This is a genomic window from Providencia sp. (assembly GCF_003533305.1).
Classification (GTDB): domain Bacteria; phylum Pseudomonadota; class Gammaproteobacteria; order Enterobacterales; family Enterobacteriaceae; genus Providencia.
In genome coordinates this window covers 38,275-63,614 of sequence record NZ_DOEH01000024.1, presented here as the reverse complement: position 1 = coordinate 63,614, position 25,340 = coordinate 38,275, and the positions used below count along the sequence as shown (strand labels likewise).

Annotated in this window: 23 protein-coding genes and 1 pseudogene; 15 read left to right on the top strand and 9 right to left on the bottom strand. The window is 40.7% G+C overall.

Annotated elements, in window-relative coordinates; all coding sequences use genetic code 11:
- A pseudogene (locus DD649_RS16555) lies at window positions 1–638 on the bottom strand (signal recognition particle-docking protein FtsY); the annotation flags it as partial.
- Window positions 639–855: 217 nt separating this feature from the next.
- Here DD649_RS16555 and rsmD point away from each other — a divergent pair.
- Together rsmD and DD649_RS16545 are read left to right on the top strand one after the other, a co-directional pair.
- The gene (gene rsmD / locus DD649_RS16550; RefSeq protein ID WP_294109565.1) at window positions 856–1,437 is read left to right on the top strand and encodes a 16S rRNA (guanine(966)-N(2))-methyltransferase; all 582 of its coding nucleotides are present in this window, start codon (window positions 856–858) and stop codon (window positions 1,435–1,437) included.
- A 10-nt stretch (window positions 1,438–1,447) separates the two neighbouring features.
- A complete protein-coding gene (locus tag DD649_RS16545; protein WP_294109563.1) occupies window positions 1,448–1,735 on the top strand; it encodes a DUF1145 family protein in 288 nt (95 codons plus the stop codon).
- 1 nt (window position 1,736) lies between these two features.
- Here DD649_RS16545 and DD649_RS16540 read toward each other — a convergent pair whose 3' ends face one another.
- Window positions 1,737–2,093 (bottom strand): DUF2500 family protein, encoded by a 357-nt coding sequence (locus DD649_RS16540; protein WP_336430971.1) that lies wholly within the window; start codon window positions 2,091–2,093, stop codon window positions 1,737–1,739.
- 111 nt (window positions 2,094–2,204) lie between these two features.
- Between DD649_RS16540 and DD649_RS16535 the strand changes: the two genes are divergently transcribed.
- Window positions 2,205–2,834 carry a lysoplasmalogenase gene (locus tag DD649_RS16535; RefSeq protein WP_294109561.1) on the top strand — a complete coding sequence of 210 codons (630 nt, stop codon included), beginning with the start codon at window positions 2,205–2,207 and terminating at the stop codon, window positions 2,832–2,834.
- A gap of 139 nt (window positions 2,835–2,973) precedes the next feature.
- Complete coding sequence (locus DD649_RS16530) at window positions 2,974–5,388, top strand: zinc/cadmium/mercury/lead-transporting ATPase (RefSeq protein ID WP_294109559.1); 2,415 nt, start codon at window positions 2,974–2,976, stop codon at window positions 5,386–5,388.
- A 155-nt stretch (window positions 5,389–5,543) separates the two neighbouring features.
- Here the strand turns inward: DD649_RS16530 and tusA are convergent, their stop codons facing one another.
- Window positions 5,544–5,798 carry a sulfurtransferase TusA gene (tusA, locus tag DD649_RS16525; protein ID WP_294109558.1) on the bottom strand — a complete coding sequence of 85 codons (255 nt, stop codon included), beginning with the start codon at window positions 5,796–5,798 and terminating at the stop codon, window positions 5,544–5,546.
- A gap of 185 nt (window positions 5,799–5,983) precedes the next feature.
- On the opposite strand from tusA, the gene DD649_RS16520 reads away from it, so the two are divergent.
- The 3 genes from DD649_RS16520 (at window position 5,984) to dhaL (ending at window position 8,636) form a co-directional block, all read left to right on the top strand.
- The gene (locus DD649_RS16520; RefSeq protein WP_294109556.1) at window positions 5,984–6,652 is read left to right on the top strand and encodes a 7-cyano-7-deazaguanine/7-aminomethyl-7-deazaguanine transporter; all 669 of its coding nucleotides are present in this window, start codon (window positions 5,984–5,986) and stop codon (window positions 6,650–6,652) included.
- 226 nt (window positions 6,653–6,878) lie between these two features.
- Complete coding sequence (gene dhaK / locus DD649_RS16515; protein WP_294109554.1) at window positions 6,879–7,949, top strand: dihydroxyacetone kinase subunit DhaK; 1,071 nt, start codon at window positions 6,879–6,881, stop codon at window positions 7,947–7,949.
- Window positions 7,950–8,012: 63 nt separating this feature from the next.
- Window positions 8,013–8,636, top strand: coding sequence for a dihydroxyacetone kinase subunit DhaL (dhaL, locus tag DD649_RS16510; RefSeq protein ID WP_294109553.1), 624 nt, complete (start codon window positions 8,013–8,015; stop codon window positions 8,634–8,636).
- A 405-nt stretch (window positions 8,637–9,041) separates the two neighbouring features.
- On the opposite strand, the gene glpC is transcribed toward dhaL, so the two are convergent.
- Genes glpC through glpA form a run of 3 tightly spaced genes read right to left on the bottom strand, consistent with a single transcriptional unit; the run spans window position 9,042 to window position 13,172 of the window.
- Entirely contained in the window at window positions 9,042–10,235 is a 1,194-nt protein-coding gene (gene glpC, locus DD649_RS16505; protein ID WP_336430970.1) for an anaerobic glycerol-3-phosphate dehydrogenase subunit GlpC, read from the bottom strand.
- Window positions 10,232–11,527, bottom strand: coding sequence for a glycerol-3-phosphate dehydrogenase subunit GlpB (gene glpB / locus DD649_RS16500; protein ID WP_336430969.1), 1,296 nt, complete (start codon window positions 11,525–11,527; stop codon window positions 10,232–10,234). Before glpB ends, glpC begins: the two co-directional genes overlap by 4 nt.
- Window positions 11,517–13,172, bottom strand: coding sequence for an anaerobic glycerol-3-phosphate dehydrogenase subunit A (gene glpA, locus DD649_RS16495; protein ID WP_336430968.1), 1,656 nt, complete (start codon window positions 13,170–13,172; stop codon window positions 11,517–11,519). The genes glpB and glpA overlap by 11 nt, the downstream gene beginning before the upstream one ends.
- 433 nt (window positions 13,173–13,605) lie before the next feature.
- Between glpA and glpT the strand changes: the two genes are divergently transcribed.
- Together glpT and glpQ are read left to right on the top strand one after the other, a co-directional pair.
- A complete protein-coding gene (gene glpT / locus DD649_RS16490; protein ID WP_294109549.1) occupies window positions 13,606–14,955 on the top strand; it encodes a glycerol-3-phosphate transporter in 1,350 nt (449 codons plus the stop codon).
- A 101-nt stretch (window positions 14,956–15,056) separates the two neighbouring features.
- Window positions 15,057–16,121 carry a glycerophosphodiester phosphodiesterase gene (gene glpQ, locus DD649_RS16485; protein ID WP_294109546.1) on the top strand — a complete coding sequence of 355 codons (1,065 nt, stop codon included), beginning with the start codon at window positions 15,057–15,059 and terminating at the stop codon, window positions 16,119–16,121.
- 100 nt (window positions 16,122–16,221) lie between these two features.
- Here glpQ and epmA read toward each other — a convergent pair whose 3' ends face one another.
- A complete protein-coding gene (gene epmA, locus DD649_RS16480) occupies window positions 16,222–17,199 on the bottom strand; it encodes an elongation factor P--(R)-beta-lysine ligase (protein WP_294109538.1) in 978 nt (325 codons plus the stop codon).
- Between the two features lie 779 nt (window positions 17,200–17,978).
- Here epmA and frdA point away from each other — a divergent pair.
- From frdA to frdD, 4 genes are read left to right on the top strand one after another with little or no spacing between them, the layout of a single operon-like run.
- Window positions 17,979–19,775: a fumarate reductase (quinol) flavoprotein subunit gene (gene frdA, locus DD649_RS16475; RefSeq protein ID WP_336430967.1), complete on the top strand. Its 1,797-nt coding sequence runs from the start codon at window positions 17,979–17,981 to the stop codon at window positions 19,773–19,775.
- Window positions 19,768–20,502, top strand: coding sequence for a succinate dehydrogenase/fumarate reductase iron-sulfur subunit (locus DD649_RS16470; RefSeq protein ID WP_294109525.1), 735 nt, complete (start codon window positions 19,768–19,770; stop codon window positions 20,500–20,502). Before frdA ends, DD649_RS16470 begins: the two co-directional genes overlap by 8 nt.
- A gap of 14 nt (window positions 20,503–20,516) precedes the next feature.
- Window positions 20,517–20,912 (top strand): fumarate reductase subunit FrdC, encoded by a 396-nt coding sequence (gene frdC, locus DD649_RS16465; protein WP_294109516.1) that lies wholly within the window; start codon window positions 20,517–20,519, stop codon window positions 20,910–20,912.
- A 12-nt stretch (window positions 20,913–20,924) separates the two neighbouring features.
- Window positions 20,925–21,281 carry a fumarate reductase subunit FrdD gene (frdD, locus tag DD649_RS16460; RefSeq protein ID WP_294109567.1) on the top strand — a complete coding sequence of 119 codons (357 nt, stop codon included), beginning with the start codon at window positions 20,925–20,927 and terminating at the stop codon, window positions 21,279–21,281.
- Between the two features lie 110 nt (window positions 21,282–21,391).
- On the opposite strand, the gene tetR is transcribed toward frdD, so the two are convergent.
- Window positions 21,392–22,003 (bottom strand): tetracycline resistance transcriptional repressor TetR, encoded by a 612-nt coding sequence (gene tetR, locus DD649_RS16455; protein WP_294109500.1) that lies wholly within the window; start codon window positions 22,001–22,003, stop codon window positions 21,392–21,394.
- An 80-nt stretch (window positions 22,004–22,083) separates the two neighbouring features.
- Here tetR and tet point away from each other — a divergent pair, with 80 nt between their 5' ends.
- Window positions 22,084–23,304 carry a Tet(A)/Tet(B)/Tet(C) family tetracycline efflux MFS transporter gene (tet, locus tag DD649_RS16450; RefSeq protein ID WP_294109498.1) on the top strand — a complete coding sequence of 407 codons (1,221 nt, stop codon included), beginning with the start codon at window positions 22,084–22,086 and terminating at the stop codon, window positions 23,302–23,304.
- Between the two features lie 103 nt (window positions 23,305–23,407).
- Window positions 23,408–23,989, top strand: a complete 582-nt coding sequence (locus DD649_RS16445; RefSeq protein ID WP_294109496.1) for a TetR/AcrR family transcriptional regulator — start codon at window positions 23,408–23,410, stop codon at window positions 23,987–23,989.
- A gap of 131 nt (window positions 23,990–24,120) precedes the next feature.
- Here the strand turns inward: DD649_RS16445 and DD649_RS16440 are convergent, their stop codons facing one another.
- On the bottom strand, window positions 24,121–25,314 hold the full coding sequence (locus DD649_RS16440; RefSeq protein ID WP_294109495.1) for an MFS transporter: 1,194 nt from the start codon (window positions 25,312–25,314) through the stop codon (window positions 24,121–24,123).
- Window positions 25,315–25,340 lie beyond the last annotated feature (26 nt).

Sequence of the window (25,340 nt, the reverse complement as noted above, 5' to 3'; positions counted from 1 at the left end):
TCTGCGGCTTGACGCTCTTGTTCCGCTTTTTCTTCTGCGGCCTGTTGTTCCGCAGCCACAATAGCAGCGGCCTCTATTGCTTGGTGCTCTTGCTCCGCTTTATCTTCAGCGGCTTGAATAGCGGCTAATTCAGCTTGGCGTTGGCGCTCCGCTTCTTCTTGCGCAGCATTAATCGCAGCAAGCTCAGCTTGGCGTTGACGCTCAGCTTCCTCCTCTGCAATACGCACAGCTTCTTCTTCAAGTCTTTCTCGCTCTGCTTTTTCTTGTGCAATACGCGCATCTTGTACTGCTTGGCGCTCAAGCTCCGCTTGCTCTTCAGCAGCTTGAATTGCAGCTAATGCTATTTTTCGCTGTTGTTCTGCTTGTTCTGTCGCAGCATCAATAGCGGCTTGTTGTGCTTGATATTGGCGTTCAGCTTCATCTTCTGCCGCTTTAATGGCTTCTTGTTCTGCTTGGCGTTGACGTTCAGCTTCTGCATTAGCCTCTGCTATTGCAGCATCTTCTGCACTTTGTTGAAGGTCAACTTCATTTTCAATCTCAACTTTTTGTTGTTGCTCAGCTTGCTGCTGGGTTTCATTTTCACCTTTACGGCCAAAACCCAACCATGAAAATAAGCCTTTTTTCTTGTCTTTAGCCATTTGCCACTGCACTCCTCGCGGTAAAAACATGGCGCGTAATAATAAAATCGCAATAAAATTACATCCAGTCTATCATTTCATGGCGCAGCAACACATATCTGAACGAAAAATCATGGCAATTTAATCTGAATTTTTATGTTAAAACTATGAAAATGACGCGCTACAATATAAACAATCAATTTTTAACGCATAAATAAGCTAAGCAATAATACATATTATGGCAAAAAAACCACAAACAACATCTTTAGGACAAATTCGTATCATTGGCGGTAAATGGCGTGGGCGAAAACTGCCTGTCCGTGATAGTGAGGGCTTACGTCCCACCACTGATAGAATCAAAGAAACCTTATTTAACTGGTTAATGCCTGTTGTTCAAGACGCCCGTTGTCTTGACTGTTACGCAGGAAGTGGCTCATTAGGGTTTGAAGCACTTTCTCGATTTGCTAATAGCGTAACTTTTATTGAATTAGATAAACAGAATGCCCAACTGCTGAGTGACAATAAAATGCGTTTACAGGCTGATAACGCCACGGTTATCAATAACAGTAGCCTGACTGTTTTAAATCAAATGGGAACGCCTTTTGACCTTGTCTTTATTGATCCTCCTTTTCGTAAAGGCTTGCTCAATGAAACTATCCAATTATTAGAAAATAATCAGTGGCTAGCAGATGAAAGCTGGATCTACATTGAGTCAGAGGCGGAGTCACCACTTACTGACATCCCTGCGAATTGGCAACTACATCGCGAAAAAATTGCCGGGCAAGTAGCTTACCGCCTTTTCATTCGAAATCGACTTTAAGGAAAAAAGTATGTTTATTAATATAGGTCGCCTACTGATGGTCTGTGTCTGGGGTTTTATGCTGTTTAACTTGATCCACCCATTCCCCAAACCCTTAAAGTATTTTATGGATATCGCTATGATTTTCATGGTAATTATGCATGCATTACAAACTATGTTTATTAAAGCATCTTTACCTAAAAATGAAAAACTTTCAGGTCTGGTACAAGTTCGTATTTTTTTCTTCGGTGTTTTTGAGCTACTTGTAATGCAAAAGAAAATGAAAGCCGCTCTCGATAAAGCAAAAAATAAACATTAAATCAGGATGATTCAGGTTCATAGCGGATAAATCTAGTGCCCTGTAACGTCAATTTCCCCTTAGAACCTTGCTCTACGGCGTGATACTGAGTTTCATTGACAATTGTTTTGATAATCTCGCCACTTGATTGCGATTTAAAATAAATTTCATAACGAAAAGTTTCAGGGGAAACCACATCCCGCTCACGGGAACGCATATTAGGATATGGATAGTCCTTTTTCTCATTAACCTGTACTAAATGGCTAATAGGTAAAGAATTATCATTAATTTCATTTTGCTTTCGTTGATCAAAAAAACGCTTGGTTGCGAGTACGGCAATAATGGCTAAAACAATGATTAATAAAATAGGTTTATTCATAAAATGTGCATTTAGCTTAAAAAAAACATGACTATAGTTTATCTTATTTATAGAGAGTGACGAAATACTCTGACCGTTACTTCATTCATTTGAAATTATAAGGATGTGTATATGATTAGTTGGCCATTTCTTGCAGTGCTCTTTTCAGGCTGGCTGTATGTCGATGCAGCTTATCGTGGTCCTGGCTGGCAACGTTGGCTATTTCGCCCCATTACACTCTTACTTTTATTACTTTGGGGATGGAGCTCCGACGACTTAAATATTCAAAACTATCTAATCTTAGCCGGTTTGCTAGTTTCGCTAGTGGCCGATCTTTCTCGGATGTTTTCTAGTGAGCACTTACTTACATCTGTTGCACTGATGTTTTTAAGTTATCTAATTTACGCCATTAGTTTTGGTATGCAGTTAAACTTTGGTTTGTTCCTACCTTGGTTAGCGGTGCCATTAATTATTGCAGCTGTCACTTTAGTGCTGATTTGGGGTAAACTTGAACACCTTCAAGCTATTGTTTTTGCATCATTAGTCATGTGTATGATTATGGCTTCGGTTGCTGGCGATCAATATTTTGGTCTGGGTCGCGAATATAATTTTTCTATTATGGTTGGCGCCTCAATGCTATTTCTGTCTAATTGCATTTGGTTAATCGCCCATTTTCGCTTCCCATTTAAAGCATCTAAAGCTGTTGTGGCGGCATTCTATTTCATTGGACAATTCTTTATTGTTCGTGCGATTTATTTATAAGCCTTATCGCCAATTGATAAAATTCTCAAATAGCATTTTTTATCAATTGGTGACCTTCATTTTATTTGACTCTGGAGTAGACTCCAAAGTGTAGACTCACTAATAATAATTGAAAACGTTGTTAGATAGGGGGTCGCTTATGCACTCACATTCACAAAAAGACACACATGCTCATACTAGTTCATGCTGCTCAACTAACAGTAGCTGCTCATCAGCTGTCACCGAAAATAGTAAAAAGGTGAGCAATGACTCACATACCCACGTTCACAGTGATGTAGAGAGTCATCCCGATGATGATGAGGAATCTCATCAACGAGGCAAACACAACGCTCAACATGAGCACGATGGCCATGATCATGCCGCTCATAAACACGGTGACCATAATCACCAGCACGGTAGCAGCTGTGGCTTGCCTATTGATAAAATAAACGATATCGCGCCAATTCAAACAGCTCAGAAACGTTTTAGCTGGATAATCCGCGGAATGGATTGCCCAAGTTGTGCGAGTAAAATTGAAACTGCGGTCACTCAAATAAAAGACGTCAAGCAAGCCAAAGTCTTGTTTGCAACAGAAAAGTTAGTTGTCGACGCCGATAGTGATATCAGCATGGCTGTTCGCGCAACAGTGGAAACCGCCGGCTATGAACTACTTGATGTTGGCAGCAATAACGCAGCATCAATTCAACCACCACCGAGTTTACTCAGTGAAGCAAAACCCGTTATTATTTTAGCAATTTTAGTGGGTATCAGCTGGGGTATTGAGTCTTTCAACCCTCAGTTAGGTAATATTGCCTTTATTTTAGCAACCTTATTTGGGTTATACCCTATCGCCCGAAAAGCGTTACTTTCTATTCGTACAGGTTCACCTTTTGCGATTGAAACCTTAATGACAGTTGCTGCTGTCGGCGCCATTTTTATACAGGCAACCGAAGAAGCCGCCATGGTTATTTTGCTATTCATGTTAGGTGAAATGCTAGAGGCCTATTCCGCTGGCCGAGCCCGACGTGGCGTTAGCGCACTAATGGCACTCGTTCCTGAAGATGCCATATTAATTAAAGATGGGCAAAAAACTACCGTTCCAGTAGCTCAATTACGTCCTGGAGATGTGATTGAAATTGCGCCAGGTGGCAGATTGCCAACAGACGCAGTATTGGTCTCTGAATTTGCCAGTTTTGATGAAAGTGCTTTAACCGGTGAATCTGTTCCTGTCGAACGCACTGTTGGTGAGAAAGTCGCTGCAGGCTGTTTATCAGTGGATAGAGCAGTACAGATGAAAGTGGTTTCAGAACAAGGGCAAAATGCAATCGACCGTATTTTGCAATTAATTGAAGAAGCCGAAGAGCGCCGTGCACCTATTGAACGTTTTATCGACCGTTTTAGCCGGATTTACACGCCAATAATCATGTTGATTTCTGCATTGGTTATTATTATTCCGCCAATATTCTTTGATGCGGCATGGGAAACGTGGATTTACCGTGGTTTAACCTTACTATTAATTGGTTGTCCTTGTGCGCTCGTGATATCAACACCTGCGGCTATCACGTCGGCACTTGCCACAGCGACACGTCGCGGTGCTTTAATTAAAGGTGGCGCAGCACTTGAGCAACTAGGCACTATCACAACAATTGCATTGGATAAAACGGGAACATTAACCGAAGGAAAACCTCATGTAACCAATTTGGTACCGGTTGATGGCATAACCGAAGCAGAATTAGTGCAAATCACCGCTTCCGTTGAAATTGGTTCTCATCATCCTCTGGCAAAAGCTGTCGTTAACAAAGCTCAGGAGCTTTCACTACAAGTAACTGAGGCACAAGATCGTAAAGCACTCGCAGGAAAAGGCGTTGAAGGTTTCCTGAATAATAAGCATGTACTGGTTAGTGCACCAAATAGACTCGAAATACCACTAGATAAAGTTTGGCAAGCAAAGGTTGAGGAACTTGAGGCTCAGGGTAAAACAGTTGTTGTAACCCTTGAAAACAATCGAGTTATTGGATTAACGGCACTGCAAGATACATTACGTAGTGATGCGGTTGATGCAATGAATATGCTTAAAAAATTGAATGTAAATGCCGTCATGCTAACGGGTGATAACCCACGAGCTGCTGCCGCAATTGCAGGTCAATTAGGTATGGAATATCGCGCAGGTTTATTACCTGAAGATAAAGTCAGCGCAGTAATAGAGCTTAACCGTAACCATAGCACCATGATGGTCGGCGATGGTATCAACGATGCTCCAGCGATGAAAGCCTCTAGTATTGGTGTTGCAATGGGAGGGGGTACTGACGTGGCGTTAGAAACTGCTGATGCAGCGCTTACCCATAACCGTCTAACAGGCTTACCTGAAATTATTGCACTTTCACGCGCAACCCGAAAAATTATCCGTGAAAATATTACAATTGCATTAGGCTTAAAAGGTGTGTTCTTAGTCACTACCTTACTTGGCATGACAGGCTTGTGGGTTGCCGTACTGGCTGACTCCGGCGCGACTGCTTTAGTGACAGCTAACGCTGTTCGGCTGCTGCGAGTTAAGTTACCGCAAGTAAAAAAATAGCGCTTATTGTTTAAATACTCAACTGCCACTATTTACAGATAAATAGTGGCAGTTCTTATTACGCGTCACTTTAAAAATTAGTTTTAAAACAATGAATTAAGCATAAATTTCATTGTAATTAATGAGGGCTAACTTTTCTACTTTCACGCAAAAAATTACAAACTACTCGATTTTTTGCGCAACAAATAACGATAGGGTACTTTTTCAGCTTCAACTGCTAACAATTCATGTTCCATAAAACGACAAAAACCGGGAATATCTCGTGTTGTTGCCGGATCGTCAGCAATGATAAGCAAAGTCTCCCCCTCCCCCATATTACGCACTGTTTTGCGCACTAACATTACAGGTTCAGGGCAACGAAGGCCTAATGTATCAAGGGTTTTGGTTGCATTAGAAAATAAATCAGACATAAAAAATACTTTTTTAAATAAATAATAAATTGATTATATAATAAAAACTACCAGACTGGTCGAACAGTTTTGCTTTTGTTGCGCAGCAAGCGTATGATGCGCACTTCCCAATTTTTAGTCATAATAAACTTAAACTGGGTCTTTTATGGGTTCCCTCACCCCATCAGTCGCTAAAAAGGTACAATATGTTTGCATTTACTCCGCAGCAAAAAGCCACTGCGTTAATTTGGCTATCGTTATTTCATATTTTAATTATTTCATCTAGTAACTATCTGGTGCAATTGCCGATCAATATTTTCGGTTTTCATACCACATGGGGCGCTTTCACTTTTCCATTTATTTTTCTCGCAACGGATTTAACGGTGCGGATCTATGGTGCTCCCCTTGCTCGTCGCATCATTAGTTCGGTCATGCTACCCGCCTTACTAATTTCTTATGTTATTTCAGCCCTATTTTTTCAGGGTGAATGGCAAGGTTTCGCCTCCATAACAACATTTAACTTATTTGTTGCGCGTATCGCAGCCGCCAGTTTTATGGCCTATGTGCTGGGACAAATTTTAGATGTCAGTGTATTTAACCGTCTACGCCAAAATAAGCGTTGGTATGTAGCACCAGCTTGCGCCATGTTTTTTGGTAACCTAATTGATACTATCGCCTTCTTCTTTATTGCGTTTTATCGTAGTAGCGACCCTTTTATGGCCGCCAATTGGGTTGAAATTGCGTTAGTTGACTATGTATTTAAGCTGTTAATCTGTATGCTATTTTTCCTACCTGCTTACGGTGTACTGCTTAATTTCATTTTAAAATCCTTCTTTAATGACGCAAGCAAAAAACAGTTAGCCAATCAACACTAAATCTCTTTTTAGAAGGGGAACTTTCCCCTTCTATTTCTTCACAATAATTCCCGATCTAACTCTCATTTTATTGGTTTACTTAATCCAATAAAAACCGAGCTATGCTAGCCTGATTGCATAATCGAAACGTCCCACGCTATTAACAACCAAATTCGAATCAAAAAGAACATAATCGAACACAAAAAACAGAGTTAAACATCGCCCTCTATCTTCTGGAGTCTGTAAGATGAAAAAACTGATTAACCGTGTTGAAGATATCATTAGTGAAGTCAATCAAGGCCTCGTTGCTGCCCATCCTGAATTACGACTAAATATCGACCCGACTTATCTCGTTCACCGAGATGCACCCTTAAATGGCAAAGTTGGCCTACTATCTGGAGGCGGCAGCGGTCATGAACCTATGCACAGTGGCTATATTGGGCAAGGCATGCTAGATGGCGCTTGTCCTGGTGAAATATTTACCTCACCAACACCCGATCAAATGATGGAATGTGCCATGGCCATTGATGGGGGAGAAGGTGTTTTAATGATCATTAAAAACTACACTGGCGATATACTCAATTTTGAAACTGCCACCGAATTACTACACGATGCGGGTACTAAAATTGCGGTTGTTTTAGTTGATGATGATGTGGCGGTTAAAGATAGCCTCTATACCGCAGGACGCAGAGGTGTCGCCAATACAGTACTAATGGAAAAAATACTCGGAGCAGCGGCTTGCAAAGGTTATTCTCTCGATAAACTCGTCGAGCTTGGACATAAAACTAACAATAATGGCTATAGCTTAGGTATTGCACTACATGCCTGTACCGTTCCCGCAGCGAGAAAACCATCTTTCGAGCTTCCTGATAATGAAATGGAATTCGGAGTGGGCATCCATGGAGAGCCGGGGATCGAACGCCGCCGTTTCACTCATTTAAATGATACGGTCGATCAGATGTTCGAAACTTTGATCGAAAATGGTCATTATGAGAGAACAGTTCGACAGTGGGATCGCGAAAATGGTCAATGGCAAGATAATCACCAAGTCAAAGAACCACTTCAAAAAGGCGATCGAGTAATTGCTTTAGTTAATAACCTCGGTGCTACACCACTTTCTGAGCTTTACGCGGTTTATCATCGTCTACAAACTTGCTGCACTGAATTTGGGCTTACAATTGAACGCAATTTAATTGGTTCTTACTGCACTGCTCTCGATATGCAAGGGGTATCTATTACGCTACTAAAAGTAGATGACGAAGCCTTACTGTTATGGGACGCGCCAGTTAATACGCCAGCATTACGTTGGAAATGCTAATTTTTAACGTATTTCTATCCTTCGCATAAAGATAAATGGCAGCAAAATAGGAAGTATCAATTGATGAATTTAACTCAAAAGCAAATTTATGACTGGCTCATACAATGCTCACAAACGTTTGCCCGTGAACAAGATTATTTAACTGAACTCGACACGACTATTGGTGACGGCGACCATGGGCTCAATATGAACCGCGGCTTTCAAAAAGTTGCCGAAAAACTACCGACTGTCGCAGATAAGGACATTGCAACAATACTAAAAACAACGGGTATGACGCTACTTTCAAGTGTCGGTGGTGCCAGTGGCCCTTTATTTGGTACTTTTTTTATTAAAGCAGCACAAAGTGCAGCAAATAAAGAGAGTCTAACGGTGGCTGATTTAGCAGAGTTAATCAAAATAGGTACGGAAGGTATTGTTTCCCGTGGCAGAGCTGAGCCTAACGATAAAACAATGTGTGATGTATGGTGGCCAATTAGTGAAGCACTAACGCTAGCCTCATCACAACCTTTGGATAAGGCTATCACCGCCGCAGTGGCAGCAGCAAAACAGGGTGTTGAATCCACTATTAATATGCAAGCCAGAAAAGGTCGAGCAAGTTACTTAGGCGAGCGTAGTATTGGCCACCCAGATCCCGGTGGTACCTCAGTATTATTAATGATGGAAACGCTACAAAAGGTCATCAAATAACGCTCTCAATCGGCAATAATCTTTTTATTGCCGATTTTCTTATGATTCATCGATTCAGTTTATATTTATCAATCGAAGCATAACGCAGATCATCCTCTAAATAATTCGAGTTACGGCTAGGATTAGTAAACACAGCCAACAACGCCATAAATCGAAGTATGACAAGAAAACAACTCACTCAAGCCATCCTCTAAATAATTCGAATTGTGGCTAGGCGGCAAGTGAAACTAATCCCTAGGAGCATACAAAAGTATGTGACTAGGGTTAGTAAACGCGGTCAACAACGCCACAAATCGAAGTATGACGAGGAGTTAGTAAACGCGGCCAACAACGCCACAAATCGAAGTATGACGAGGGGTTAGTAAACGCAGCCAACAACGCCACAAATCGAAGTATAACGAGGATTTAGAGCGCGCGGGCCAAAAGCGTAATAGGATGCTCACACTTCTTACTCGTCGACATCTCAATCTGCCACTTACAGGTCTCACAATCCGTGATAACCATATCTGCGCCGCTTTCTTCTATTTGGCGGAATAGGCCTGCTCCAATACCTTGAGAAACCTCATAGTTTTCTTTTTTGAAACCGTAGGTTCCTGCAATACCGCAACATTGGGAATCTAATACAATTAATTCCACGCCGGGTACGCGTTTGATTAGCTCAAGTGTATAGGAGGTCCAACCCATTTTTTCCATATGACAAGGAGTGTGGTAGGCCACTTTCAGTGGGGTATGTTTCAGTTTTAATTCACGACCTTGCTCTAACAAACGATAAATATAACGCGTCGCAAGTTCAATGTTATCGCGCATTTCAGAGGTATCTACATCCAATACATGCGTATATTCATCGCGGATAGTAAAGGTACAAGTTGAAGATGTTGCGACAACAGGGATATGCTTTTCAAGAATGGTTTCTTGCAATGATTCTAAATTAACATTGGCTTGGCGTTTAGCCTGCTTCATAAAGCCATTGGCAATTAGCGCGACACCACAACATTTTTCACGTTTAAGAAGTTGAACACCGATATTCATCCCGTTAAAAACTTTGATGAGGTCTTTACCTAGTTGAGGATGGTTGTAATTTACAAAGCATCCATGAAAATAGGCAACTTGATCTTCAAATTTTTGTTGTTCAGCAGCTTGTTTCGCATACCAGCGGCGAAAAGTTCCAAATGAATATTTTGGCAATTCGCGGCGGTGATCTATTTTTAAGGCTTTATCAAGCAGTTGGCGTACAGGTTTTAAACCTGTAATGGTATTTACTACAGGTGCAAACGGTGTTGATAAGGTGCCCATTAAATCAGTATGACTCAAGATTGCATCACGTAATTTTGGTTTTTGCTGACTGTAAGTATTACGGGCGCGTGCAATAATATCGCCTATTTTCACATCTGATGGGCATGCAACTTCACAACGCTTACAGTTAGTACAATACTTGAGCGCTTCATCGTACAACATAGGGTCTTTTAAGCGTAAACGCTCACCATCAGGGCCGGCTTGCTTAGGACCTGGGTAAAGCGGATTAACCTTAGCAACCGGACAATAAGTCGTACAGACTGTACATTTAATGCAGCTTTCAAAACTACCGTCCTGAATACTCATTGTGCCACCTCCGCTTGCTTCGCTTTACTTTTTTCAAACTCATTCACAATTTCATTTGCCACATACAAAGCACTTATCATCGATACACCTGCCCCGCAGCCTTGTGTCAGTGGATCAAATCCACCCAGTACCGCGCCTGCGACATAAAGGTTTTCAATAGCATCACCATTTTTATGTCCACGTAATTGACTATCTGTTTGCACGCCAAAAGCCATATAAGGCTGAGAGGCAAAAAATTCTTTATTGGTCCATTTCGCACGTTCTGAAATTTCACACAAGTCTAAATTCATGAGTGGCTCATAGACACGGTCAAATTTTGCCACCAGACCATTATTGAAAAAGCTTCCTGTAGCCAAAACAAACTGCGCCGCCTTCAATGAAATATCACCATGATTACGAGTTTGTATCGATTCAATTCGTGAACCAACATAATTTACCGATGTCACTTTATCGCCCGGCATAACGATCCCACCCTGACGGCGAAATTGACGTAATAACGTTTCATGCAAACGAATACCTAACAAAGACGGTGGCAACGTTGGCAATAAATATAATGACTTACCTAAACGTTTTTGTAACTCCAGCATTGGTTCTTCACTATCAAGACCGATACATGCAGGCATAAAAATAGTATCAGCATCGGCCACGAGCGGAGCGATTTCTTCGACTATCTGTGCCATGTTTTCAGGTCTATCTAACCAACGCGCAATATTAATCGCTCTAAACTCACTTGGGTTTTCTCTTAACCGATCAAGTAAAGGCAAATGCACATAATGAGAGCTTGATTGTAGCCCTTCGCGTTGTAATTGATCCGCCACCATTTGTGGTTGGAAATCGAGAAAGCCTTCAATGCCCACAACCGCAATTTTGCCCACGTCCATTTTCTGATGTAACGCTGCGGTAGGAACTGACTCAGGGCTCAGCCATGTCATGCGTTTATGACCTAATGGCGTAATGCGGTAATGATTTTCTTCACAGGAACCTTTTAATCGCATACCACTTTGTTGCAATATTGTTTGTGCCATATGCGCAAGTTCAGCTACTTTGGATGAGCCAATAAGGCTATAGGGATGCATAGGCGCTTGTTGGCTCAAAGCATCAAGCACCAACAGTGGTTTTTCAGCGACTTGCCCATCAGGCAAATGCGTGAGTAAATCTAACGATCCAGATGAAAAATGAAGCGCATTTTGTCCTGCACTGACAATGGCACAAGAGAGTCCAGACTGAGTTAGACGAATACCACAGATAAGACCAGCTAAACCGCCGCCCATCACAACCACATCATATTTCATTGTCAGTCTCCTTCTGTGCCACCTTGCTCAAGGTCGCCTCATTCATGCCACATAGCCCGTGATACACCCAGCTGGTAAATTCACTTTCACGCAATGCATCTCCCCAAGCAATCGGCCTAACCCCTTTCCAACGCTCATTTAAAAAATGGCCGAGCTGTTGCTCTGTTTCATGCGGTGTAGTGACATTAAAACGATTGAGTAAACCAGCGGCACGACACGCACATAGCTCACCTTGACAAGTCCCCATTCCCACTCGAGTACGACGTCTTAAATCAAGTAAGTTATTCACGGTGAGAGAATCGACTGCATAGCGAACTTCGCCAGCAGTGACCGCTTCACATTCGCAAACTAAACTTTTATCTAATCGATTAGCACTTAAAATCGCCGCTGCGCGATCGCCATGACGATAAACCGCAGACCCCCGAATCGGTGCCGGTATTGAAACCACGTTGCGAAGCGCTTCTTCCGCACTGTGCTGTGAACCGGGTAGAGGCGCATCCGCAGTAGTACATTTCGCACTGTGACCGAGTTTTTCACAAACTTTGTCTGTAGCCCATTCAGCCATTAAACGATAAGTCATTAACTTACCGCCAGTGATAGTGACAAAGCCTTCAAGACCATCACGTTTAGCGTGATCTAATAACACAATACCGCGACTAACATTACGTCCCGATGGGTCGTCATCACTTGCAACTAAAGGACGTACACCTGCGTATGCACGTAAAATGCGCGTTGTCGCAAGTGCAGGTGACAACATTGAACCTTCTCGAATAAGGATATCGACCTCTTCGGGAGTCACATACATGTTATCTATTTGATCGTATTCAATATGTGTTGATGTCGTCCCAATTAATGAAATTGTATCACCGGGGACTAAAATGTCAGCATCCGCAGGTTTACGACAACGGTTAATCACCATATTATTTAAGCGATGCCCTAAAATCAGCAATGCCCCTTTTGCTGGGAACATTTTAATTTTTAAGTCACCATATTCAGCAATTTTCTGTCCCCAAATACCGCCCGCATTAACGACAATTTCAGCATAAATATCATATTGATTTTTAGTTTTATGATCATACACCGTCACCCCACGAACCTTATCACCTTCACGGATCAGGCCAATAACTTCATGGTAAGTCAAAACTTTCGCACCATGCTCGCGTGCATCTAACATATTGGCGGCGGTTAAACGAAATGGGTCAACGGTGCCATCAGGTACTCTAACAGCGCCTATTAAATGAGGATTTACTGAAGGTTCAAGGCGGATAGCCTCCGCAGGATCAATCGCATTTGCATCAATGCCGGCAGCTTGGCAGGCGACAATAAATTGTTTTTGATATTCAAGGCTATCTTCAGGCAATGTAATAAATAAGCCATCAGTTCGCTCAATACAATGATGAGCAATGCGTTTGAGTATTTTATTTTCCTCAATACACTCTCTCGCTGACTCGCTGTCAGTAACGGCATAACGGGCGCCACTGTGCAATAAGCCATGGTTACGGCCAGTCGCACCGGTCGCGATATCATGTCGTTCAAGTAAAACAGTTCTTAAACCTCGGCGAGCGCAGTCTCGAGCGACACCAGCACCTGTTGCGCCACCACCGATAATGATGACATCCGTTTCAGTCACAGATGAGCCATTCATGTCGCATTCCTCACATTAATAAACATTCGATAACCAATAAGTATAGTTTCTATTTTTATAGTCTATTATTTAATATAGACCAGAAACGTGCTTAATGTTTGATAAGGAACAAAAGCGAAAGCGATTAGTACAATTTCGAGGCGAAAAAGAACAAATACGTGATAAACATCACAAAAAATATAACATTTCTAGTTCCATTCCATTCACAAATGTCATTAACTATGCAACTTCATAAACAAAACCAATAAATGTGCGTTAGATTACAGATAAAATGTTTTTTAATGACTACAATTTAGCGCAATTAAGAAAATAAAAGCGCTTAAATAAATTCGATTGTTTTCGTTTCTGTCACTTCATCAATAATAAACACTCAACATTTTTCAACGCTGAAAAATGAAGGTGAATAAATATAAGCATGCCATCGGAGGCGTATATGTTCAGTATTTTTAAACCAGCACCTCATATAGAGAGGCTGCCAGCGGATAAGATAGACCCTGTTTATCGCAAACTCCGTTGGCAAATCTTTATGGGAATTTTCTTTGGTTACGCAGCTTACTATCTTGTTAGAAAAAACTTTGCGTTGGCAATGCCGTACCTTGTCGAGCAAGGCTTTTCTAAAGGGGATCTAGGTTTTGCATTATCAGGGATTTCAATTGCCTACGGCTTTTCAAAATTCATTATGGGATCGTTCTCTGACCGTGCGAACCCTCGATACTTCTTACCAGCAGGTTTGATACTCGCCTCTATCGTCATGCTTATCATGGGCTTTGTACCATGGGCAACTTCAAGCATCATGGTCATGTTCGTTCTACTATTTTTCTGTGGTTGGTTCCAAGGTATGGGTTGGCCTCCTTGTGGTCGTACTATGGTTCACTGGTGGTCACAAAAAGAACGTGGTGGTATCGTTTCGGTTTGGAACTGTGCGCATAACGTAGGTGGTGGTTTACCTCCATTACTGTTCCTACTGGGTATGGCATGGTTTAACGATTGGAAAGCAGCACTTTATATGCCTGCTTTTGCTGCTATTTTGGTTGCACTTATCGCTTTTGCATTAATGCGTGATACACCGCAATCAATGGGTTTACCCCCAATTGAAGAATACAAAAACGATTATCCAACAGACTATAAAGAGTCTGATGAAGAAGAATTAACTGCAAAAGCTATCTTCATGAAGTATGTGTTCCCTAACAAACTTTTGTGGATGATTGCGATTGCTAACGTATTCGTATACCTACTGCGCTACGGCGTTCTAGACTGGTCACCGACCTACCTGCGTGAAGTTAAACACTTTACAATGGACAAATCTTCATGGGCTTACTTCATGTATGAATATGCAGGTATCCCAGGAACATTACTGTGTGGTTGGATGTCAGATAAAGTTTTCCGCGGTAACCGCGGGGCAACTGGCGTGTTCTTCATGATCCTCGTCACCATCGCCACTATCGTGTTCTGGATGAACCCTCCGGGCAACCCTGGCATTGATATGGCATGTATGTTGATTATCGGTTTCTTAATCTACGGTCCGGTCATGTTGATTGGTCTACATGCTCTTGAACTTGCACCGAAAAAAGCGGCAGGTACCGCCGCCGGCTTTACGGGCCTATTTGGCTACCTCGGTGGCTCAGTTGCAGCAAGTGCGATTGTTGGTTATACCGTCGACTACTTCGGTTGGGACGGTGGCTTCGCAGTCATGATTGGTGGTTCAGCCCTTGCTGTTGTTCTGCTGTTCATCGTTATGATTAGTGAAAGCAAACACAAACGTGAATTAGCAAAAATGCAATAAGCATTCATAAAATGTTCATGCTAACTCGCTAAACTCGTGGGCTATATCAAAATGATGTAGCCCATTTTTTTTATCTAAAAAAGTGCCAAGGAGATATAATCATGAGCTTCCCATTGAAAACATTGGTGGCTAGTATGGTTTTAGTAATGTCAGTTTCTGCTGCAGCACAGGCTGCCGGTAAAGTGGTAATTGCGCATCGAGGTGCAAGCGGTTATCTACCAGAACATACCCTGCCTGCTAAAGCGATGGCTTATGCACAAGGCGCAGATTTTCTTGAACAAGATTTAGTCATGACGAAAGATAACGAACTAGTGGTGTTGCATGACCATTATCTCGATCGCGTCACTGATGTCGCTGAGCGTTTTCCAAACCGCGCTCGTAGCGATGGGCGTTATTACGCCATTGACTTTACACTCCCTGAAATTAAATCCCTCAAATTCACCGAAGGGTTTGATATTGTCGACGGTAAACACGTACAGAGTTACCCTAACCGCTTTCCAATGGGAAAATCAGATTTTCGTGTTCACACATTCCAAGAAGAAATTGAATTCATTCAGGGGCTAAATAAATCAACAGGAAAAAATATCGGTATTTATCCTGAAATTAAAGCACCGTGGTTCCACCAACAAGAAGGTAAGGACATTACCAAGAAAACACTAGAGGTGCTCAAAGAATATGGCTATACCGATAAAGCCTCTAATGTTTATCTCCAATGTTTTGATGCCAATGAACTTAAGCGTATTAAAAATACATTGATGCCTGAAATGGGTATGAATTTAAAATTAGTTCAGTTGATTGCATACACTGACTGGAATGAAACTCAAGAACAAAAACCAGACGGTACTTGGGTAAATTATAACTACGATTGGATGCTAAAACCGGGCTCGATGAAAGAAATCGCCACTTATGCAGATGGTATCGGCCCTGACTACCATATGTTAGTGAGTGAAGAATCAACCCCTGAGAATATTAAGTTAACCGGAATGGTGAAAGATGCCCATGCTAATAAAATGGAAGTTCACCCTTTCACTATCCGTGTTGATAAATTGCCTAAATACGCCAAAGATGGGCAACAGCTTTTTGAGATAATCTACAACCAAGCTGATGTTGATGGTGCATTTACAGACTTCCCTGATTTAGGCGTTCAATTCTTAAAACAACAATAAGCGTTATTCGCTTTTTGTTTCAATAAAAACAAAGATTGCAGCACTTGGCTGCAATCTTTTGTATGACACTGCCAATTATCTTGGCTAACGTAAAATCGCGTTATGCCGTTGTCACAGGGAAAGCAATAACATCGCTAATTTCTGCCGCATTTAACGCAATCATAATTAATCTATCAACCCCAACAGCAATACCCGAACAATCAGGTAAGCCATGCGTTAAAGCAGATAAAAGATGTTCATCAATAGGCTGAATAGGTAATCCAAGTGCAGCGCGTTTACGATTGTCTTGCTCGAATCGTTGACGCTGTTCACTTGCATCCGTCAATTCATGGAAGCCGTTAGCAAGCTCCATACCTTTATAATACACCTCAAAACGCTCAGCAACACGATGGTCTTCAGTACTAATAACGGCCAATGACGCTTGCGTTGCTGGAAAGTGGTACACCACTACGGGCTTGTCTTTACCGATGTGAGGCTCAACCCCCATCACAAATAACAACTGTAATAGTGCATCTTTATCTGTTTCTTGTTCTGCGATATTGCTCAAATCTAAGCGTGCAGCCACTTCTCTTAATTCGCTTTTTTCCGCGGATAAAGGATCAATATCTAAATGGCGCAAAAAAGCTTGTTGATAAGATAATAACTCCGCGCTTTCACAATCAAGTACCTGCTGTAAAAGGTCATCGACCTCATTAATTAAGCGATACATATCAAAGTGGGGGCGATACCACTCAAGCATGGTGAATTCAGGATTATGATGCCTTCCTGCTTCTTCATTACGAAAACTGCGGCACAGTTGATATATCGGTCCACTGCCTGCGGCAAGTAACCGCTTCATGTGGTATTCAGGACTCGTCATCAAATATAGGTTAATTCCCTGCGCAGCACCTGGCCCGACAAAGCGAGTTTCAAAGGGTACAAGATGAACGTCAGTGACTGTTGCCTGACTCATTGCGGGTGTTTCAACCTCAAGTACACAGCGATCAGCAAAAAAGCGTCTGATCTCGGCAATAATTTTTGCGCGCTGTAACAAGTTAGCGATGGGGGCGGTTGGCTGCCAATTCGCTATTTCACTCATTAAGATAACTCCAAAATAAACTTAGTCGTGCAGTGTACTCACCTCACCCTTAACACACAATGCATTCGTGTCGCTAAAGCGCTCTATTTGAGTATTGGTGGCAAAACACCATTCGATGAGAAAAGATGGCGTGATTATCCCCTGCTTTACACGATTAGGCAAAAAACCTTTTCTTCAAATCTAAATTTCAAATTAGAAAAGACCAAATTCATGATTATTTCTTATATTATGTGAACCAAATGTTAATTAAAAAGTGAAACGATTCGCTTTCTCAAAACATTTAAAATAAGTCACTTACAAATAAAAGTTATTATAGAGATAAATAGTGAGACAGCTCCCAATTTGATATTCATTATGAATTAAAATTCCTATTGATAATTACAGCATGATTATCTTAAAATGAATAAAACTTGACTCATTTACTTGGTTTTAAAATCTATATTTTCCAATAAAAATAATGATAATCATTTGATATTCCTTTTTATTAGCATCTAACAAACTAAAAATGCCATTGATGTAAAAACAATTTATAAAAAGCCGATCCACATCACACTTTATGGGTATAATTGCCTAAAACCCCCCTCTATATCAAATTTATGTTTCGCTATTCTCGCTATAATTCACAGCACGATAAGTCATTATTAGCTATTATATTATTTACTATTAAAAAAGAGATATTTTGCAGTTTAGCTTAGTGTGAAACTCAAAATTGAATAGCTAAGTATCAAAAGTATTTAACAGAATTTATCAATTTTACACTTGAACAATGGAGAAGCGCAGTGCAAACCTTCAATGCCGATTTAGCGATTATCGGGGCCGGGGGCGCAGGCTTACGTGCAGCGATTGCTGCCGCTGAAGCAAATCCCAATATCAAGATTGCTCTGATCTCAAAAGTTTACCCAATGCGTAGCCATACCGTGGCAGCAGAGGGAGGATCAGCCGCAGTCACTCAGGCTCATGACTCCTATGACTATCATTTTAATGATACCGTTGCAGGTGGTGACTGGCTTTGTGAGCAAGACGTTGTCGACTATTTCGTCGAACATTGCCCAACAGAGATGATCCAATTAGAACAGTGGGGCTGCCCGTGGAGCCGTAAACCAGATGGTTCAGTTAACGTTCGCCGTTTCGGTGGAATGAAAATTGAGCGTACTTGGTTTGCTGCCGACAAAACTGGCTTCCATATGCTCCATACTCTTTATCAGACATCATTAAAATATCCTCAAATTCAACGTTTTGATGAACATTTTGTTTTAGACATTATTGTTGATGAAGGCCAAGCTCGTGGTCTTGTTGCAATTAATATGATGGAAGGCACAAAAGTACAAATTCGTGCTAACTCGATCATTATGGCAACAGGCGGAGCAGGACGTGTTTATCGTTACAACACCAATGGCGGTATTGTAACAGGTGATGGTATGGGTATCGCATTCCGTCATGGCGTTCCTTTACGCGATATGGAATTTGTTCAATATCACCCAACAGGCCTTCCAGGCTCTGGTATCTTGATGACTGAAGGTTGCCGTGGTGAAGGTGGTATCCTTGTCAATAAAGATGGCTATCGCTATCTGCAAGATTACGGAATGGGTCCAGAAACACCACTGGGTAAACCTGAAAATAAATACATGGAACTGGGTCCGCGTGACAAAGTTTCTCAAGCATTCTGGCACGAATGGCGTGCAGGTCGCACCATCAGCACTCACCGTGGTGATGTTGTTTATCTGGATCTTCGCCATCTTGGTGCAGAAAAATTACATGAACGTCTGCCATTTATCTGTGAACTTGCAAAAGCGTACGTTGGTGTTGACCCAGTAAATGAGCCAATTCCTGTCCGCCCAACGGCTCACTATACAATGGGTGGTATCGAAACAGATCAAAATACAGAAACACGCATTAAAGGCCTATTTGCTGTCGGCGAATGTTCTTCTGTAGGCTTGCATGGTGCGAACCGTTTAGGTTCTAACTCACTAGCAGAATTAGTGGTATTTGGTCGCCTTGCGGGTGAACAAGCTGCTAAACATGCGGCTGAAGCAACACCTGCTAATGCAAACGCAATTGAAGCTCGCACTCGTGATATCGAAGATAATCTCACCAAGCTGATGAACCAAAAAGGAACTGAAAGCTGGTCGAAAATCCGTGATGAAATGGGCGAATCAATGGAAGAAGGTTGCGGTATCTACCGTACCCCTGAATTGATGCAAAAAACAGTCGATAAGATTGCAGAGCTGAAAGAACGCTTTAAAAATGTCGAAATCACTGACCATAGTAGCGTGTTCAATACCGATTTACTTTACACCATCGAACTTGGCTTTGGTTTAGATGTTGCTGAATGTATGGCTCATTCTGCATTAAATCGTAAAGAATCTCGTGGTGCTCACCAACGTCTAGACGAAGGCTGCACTGAACGTGATGATGTGAACTTCCTTAAACACACATTAGCATTCTTTAACCCTGAAGGTACTCCAAATCTTGAGTACAGTGATGTGAAAATCACCAAATCACAACCAGCTAAACGTGTTTATGGTGCCGAAGCTGAAGCTCAAGATAAGGCAAATAAGGAGAAAGCTAATGGATGATATGAAACACTTAAAAATGGAGATCATGCGTTACAATCCAGAAGTGGATAGCGCACCCCATTTAGTCGCGTATGACGTCCCTTACGATGAGCAAACTTCTTTATTAGATGCTTTAGGCTATATCAAAGATAATTTGGCGCCTGACCTTTCTTATCGTTGGTCTTGCCGTATGGCTATCTGTGGCTCTTGCGGCATGATGGTTGACAAAGTACCTAAACTGGCTTGTAAAACTTTCCTACGTGAATATCCACAAGGAATGAAAATAGAGCCATTAGGTAATTTCCCAATTGAGCGTGATCTGGTTGTCGATATGACACACTTTATTGAGCGCTTAGAGGCCATCAAACCTTACATCATTGGTAATGACCGTAAAGTTTCTGAAGGTCCAAATATACAGACACCGGCACAGATGGCGAAATACCATCAGTTCTCGGGTTGTATCAACTGTGGTCTGTGCTATGCCGCTTGCCCACAATTTGGTCTAAACCCAGAGTTCATCGGCCCTGCCGCGATTACCTTAGCAGAACGCTACAATCTCGATAACCGTGACCATGGCGCGAAAGAGCGTATGCCACTATTAAATGGTGATAACGGTGTCTGGAGCTGTACGTTTGTAGGTTACTGCTCTGAAGTCTGTCCTAAGCATGTCGACCCAGCAGCCGCTATCCAGCAAGGTAAAGTGGCTAGTGCGCAAGACTTTGTTATCGCCATGCTGAAGCCTCGATAAGGAGAATTGAAGTCATGACAACTAAACGTAAACCCTATGTCAGAGAAATGAAGGGCGATTGGTGGCAAAACCTCGGTTTCTACCGCTTTTATATCATGCGTGAGAGCACCTCTGTTCTTCAAGTCTGGTTTAGCCTTCTCGTTCTGTACGGGGTATTTGCGCTGAAAAATGGTCCAGAGTCTTGGGCTGGATTTGTCGGTTTTTTAAGTAACCCGATTATACTTATCATTAACGTAATCACATTGGCTGCAACGCTGCTCCATACCACTACGTGGTTTAAATTAGCGCCAAAAGCTGTCTCGGTTATTGTTAAAGATAAAAAGATGCCAGATGAACCTGTTGTTAAAGGCTTCTGGGCACTAACGATAGTGGTTACTGCGGCTATCTTAGCTATTGCGTTATTATTTTAATCTAAGGAGAATCTGATGAATCTAACGCCTAAACGTTCCGATGAACCGATTTTCTGGGGATTATTTGGTGCAGGTGGTATGTGGAGCGCCGTTATCGGCCCTGCAATTATTATTCTTTTGGGTATTTTGATCCCATTAGGTGTTGCACCAGAAATGCTAAGCTATGAACGCATTCTTGCATTCAGCCAAAGCTTTATCGGACGCATTTTCTTATTACTGATGATTGTTCTACCAGTATGGTGTGGTATGCACCGTATTCACCATACATTGCACGATTTTAAAGTGCATGTCCCAGCAACTAAATGGGTTTTCTATGGTGGTTCAGCAATTATTAGTGTTATTGCTCTTATCGGTATCTTTACTCTGTAATTGCAAAGCTCGCTAAAAGACATACCCCATCGGTTATTCACCGCTGGGGTATTTTTTTGTTATTTTGATAAATTAATTCATTGCGATTCAAATTAATAAAACGATATTGATTACTTATTAAGTGTAATCTCAAGCCCCTGAATGAGAGCATTTAGACCAAATAAAAATGCCTGTATCCCATCGTCATTATCCATAATCTCAATTGCATCAGCCAGCAAAGGAGGCATGGACTCATCGACCGAAGTGTTTCGTTCTTTCACTGCCTCTGCATGTTCTTGCTGCTCTAAGACTGAGCCTAATGTAAAATGCCCAATAGCACTTATCGCATACAACCCAGATTTTAACGTAAAGCCACTATCAACCATAAACTGTAACTGTTCTTCTACCACAGTATATTGTTCCGGGCTTGGGCGTGTCCCTAAATGAACTTTTGCACCATCCCTATAACTTAATAATGCACGACGAAAACTAAGCGCATTATTTCGCATAAATACCTGCCAAGTCTCATCCGAGCTTGGTAAGAAATGATCATGATGCCGCTTCAACATCTCCACAGCCAATGCATCTAATAATGTGCGTTTATTCTTAACATGCCAATATAAGGTTGGCTGTTCAATACCCAGCTTCTGGGCCAGCTTGCGCGTTGTTAAGCCATCCATCCCTACTTCATTAAGCAAGTCGAGCGCTACTGCAATAATGGTTTCTTTATCAAGTCTAGCCATGACTTTCCCCTATTTATTTATTGACACTCTATCACTGATAGGGATATATTCCAACTCTATCAATGATAGAGATGATTATAATGAATAAATCTGCGAGTATTGCTCTAATAATTACAGCCCTAGATGCAATAGGTATCGGGCTAATCATGCCAGTATTACCGACTTTACTGCGTGAATATGTGGCAAATGAAACTTTGGCTAACCATTACGGTATCCTTTTAGCGTTATACGCTGTTATGCAAGTTATTTTTGCTCCAATATTGGGAAAATGGTCAGATAAATTTGGTCGTAGGCCAGTACTATTGCTTTCTTTAATCGGCGCTACGCTTGATTACACATTATTGGCATTATCAAGCTCGTTATGGATGCTGTATCTTGGTCGAACTATTGCAGGAATTACTGGTGCGACAGGTGCTGTAGCAGCTTCTATCATTGCTGATGCTACAACTGTAAAAGATAGAACAACATGGTTTGGCCGCCTAGGTGCTGCATTTGGTGTAGGGTTAATCGCAGGTCCCGCTATAGGTGGATTTGCAGGACAATATTCCCCTCATCTCCCATTTTTAATTGCTGCTATTTTAAACATATGTGTTTTTGTTGCTGTGTTTATTTTTTTTAAAGAAAAAAAAATAAACCTCGATTTAGAACAACAAAATATTCACGATACCAGTGAAAGTTCCCCCATAAAAACACCTTTTTCTACTCTAATTAAACCGATTATATTATTGCTATTTATTTTTTTTATCGCCCAATTAATCGGACAAATACCAGCAACAATTTGGGTATTATTTACAGAAAATCGTTTTCAATGGAATAGCATTGAAGTTGGTCTTTCTCTTGCTGGCTTAGGTATTATGCATGCTTTATTTCAAGCTTTTATTGCAGGATTTCTAACACGAAAATTTAATGAAAAGATCACTATAATCATTGGATTCATTTCTGATGGTATCGCATTTATTTTACTGTCATTAATCACTCAAGGGTGGATGATTTATCCAACACTAATTTTGCTAGCTGGAGGTGGAATTGCGCTTCCCGCCTTACAAGGACTTGTATCAACCCAAGTTAATCAAAGCAGCCAAGGTAAGCTACAAGGTATTTTAGTCAGTTTAACCAACTTAACGGGGATTATTGGTCCACTATTATTTAGTTTTATTTTTGGAAAAACATTAGCTCTATGGGATGGTTGGCTGTGGTTAATAGGTTCAATACTCTACGTTGGTCTGATCATTATTTATGCTCTTTATAGTAAAAATACCGTAAAGACTCAGCGGCAATGGCTAATAAACCAAACCCACTAATTTGAATCAATTTTCAGATATATCACTCAGGTGTTATGATAGTTTCTAATTACCTTATTTTATTCACTGAGTTGTACTAATAACGATATTAAGAGCCGAAGACATGACAATACAATCCAAGAAACCAAGAACAAGACCGGCAGAAGAACGACTGGATGAACTTATGAATTCGGCTGAAAAACTCTTTTTATCAAAAGGTTTTGTAAATACAACAGTGAGTGAAATTGTGTTGTCAGCAGATGTTGCAAAAGGAACTTTCTATCATTATTTTCAATCAAAAAATGATATTATGGAAGCACTTCGCACCCGTTATATGGATTGGTATTTAGACAATATTGAAAATTATCTTATAGGCCAAAAAACTGCTTCATCTAAATTAAAATATTGGTGTGAAAATAGCGTTAAATACTATGTTGAAAAACAGCAAATCCACGATATGCTTTTTCATGATGAATATCATGGTCGCGCAAATAACCACGAAGAAAGGGCTGTCTGGCAAATAAAAGAAATTTTAGCGCTTGGTGAAAAAAACAAAGAGTGGCATCCGCTCCCCCTTAATTTAATGGCGACAATGATTTACCATTCCATGCATGCAGCTGTTGATAATTTATCCACTAGCGACGAATATGATCAATACAATTTAGGGGATTTACTATACCAACGCTTCATAAAATTTTTAAGTTAATTTATTTCGAAAGTAGAACCATTAGAGTTATTCTAATAGTATTAGCTAATTGAAATAGCAATAAAGTACACCTTAAATTTAAGATAAACACCCCCAAAAAATCATTTAATTATTTGAGGGTGTTAAACCTACTAATTTAATTCTAGTGATTTAGACTTCGGAAGCCAATAAGAAATAAAAAATGCCAAACCACATATAGCAATAAACCCACCGACGAAAGCCAAGTTAAAATCACTTAAATAATTAACCATCAATGGTGTTATTCCACCAAGAAATGCAGCTGAACAATTATAACCAATTCCCAATATAGTCACTTGCCCATTTGAATAGTCCGCTAATACAGCAGATAAATTACATAATATCATTGAGGAATAAATAGTCATTAGTAACTGAGAAAGAAGAATGAAAAACAAAATATCACTATTTAATACAAAATAAAGTGGAGCTGAGAATAAAACCATCCCCATCACTCCAGCTTTAAAAACTTTTATTGATGAACTATATTTATCTGTCCACCAACCACAAAATGTCATAAATATTAATAATAAACCAGATAAAGATATAGCATATATATTTTTATATTCACCTATCTTTAAGTATTCGAGTATCAAAGAAGTGGAAATATTTTGTGCATAAAAAATAACAGTACCAGGAATAGTCAGTAAAATAACATGAAACACTAAATACCAATTAATTTTATATAATTTATTACTCATAGTTGGTTGACTAGGTAGTTTACTTCTAAACCAAAAACTTACGGCTATATTAATCACACCTAAAAATAAAGGAATTCGCCAACCTATAGACTGCATAGTTTCTTCATCAAGATTACTTTGAAGTGTAAGAACTAACCCTAATGATATAATGATACCAAGAACAGAACTACCAACCGCCATTGATGAAACCCGTCCACGTTCATTATTTTTTGCACTATTAAGTAAATAAATCACTAAAGAAGGAAATTCCCCCGCAAAGCTAAAAGAAAGTGCTAATTGTAAAATAAGAATAACCAATGGAGTATATGTGCCTAATAACTGAATAGGTAAAAGAGCCATGCACAACGTTGCTATACCTGTTATTAAGCTCGTTAAAACTAATGCCGATTTTTTACCTGCATTATCTGCATAACGACCTATCACATACCCACCTATTGGTCGAATTAAAAATCGTAATGCAAATATCCCCCATATCATTTCTGTTGCCTGTACATATCCCAATCGTTCTAACTCAGCACTTAAATATATAGAAATAGCAGCGAAAACTGCAATATCGTAATATTCAAGTGTATTTCCTAATGCAGCACCAAATCTTAACTTCCATTTCATAACATTTCCTTGTTATATTCCATTTC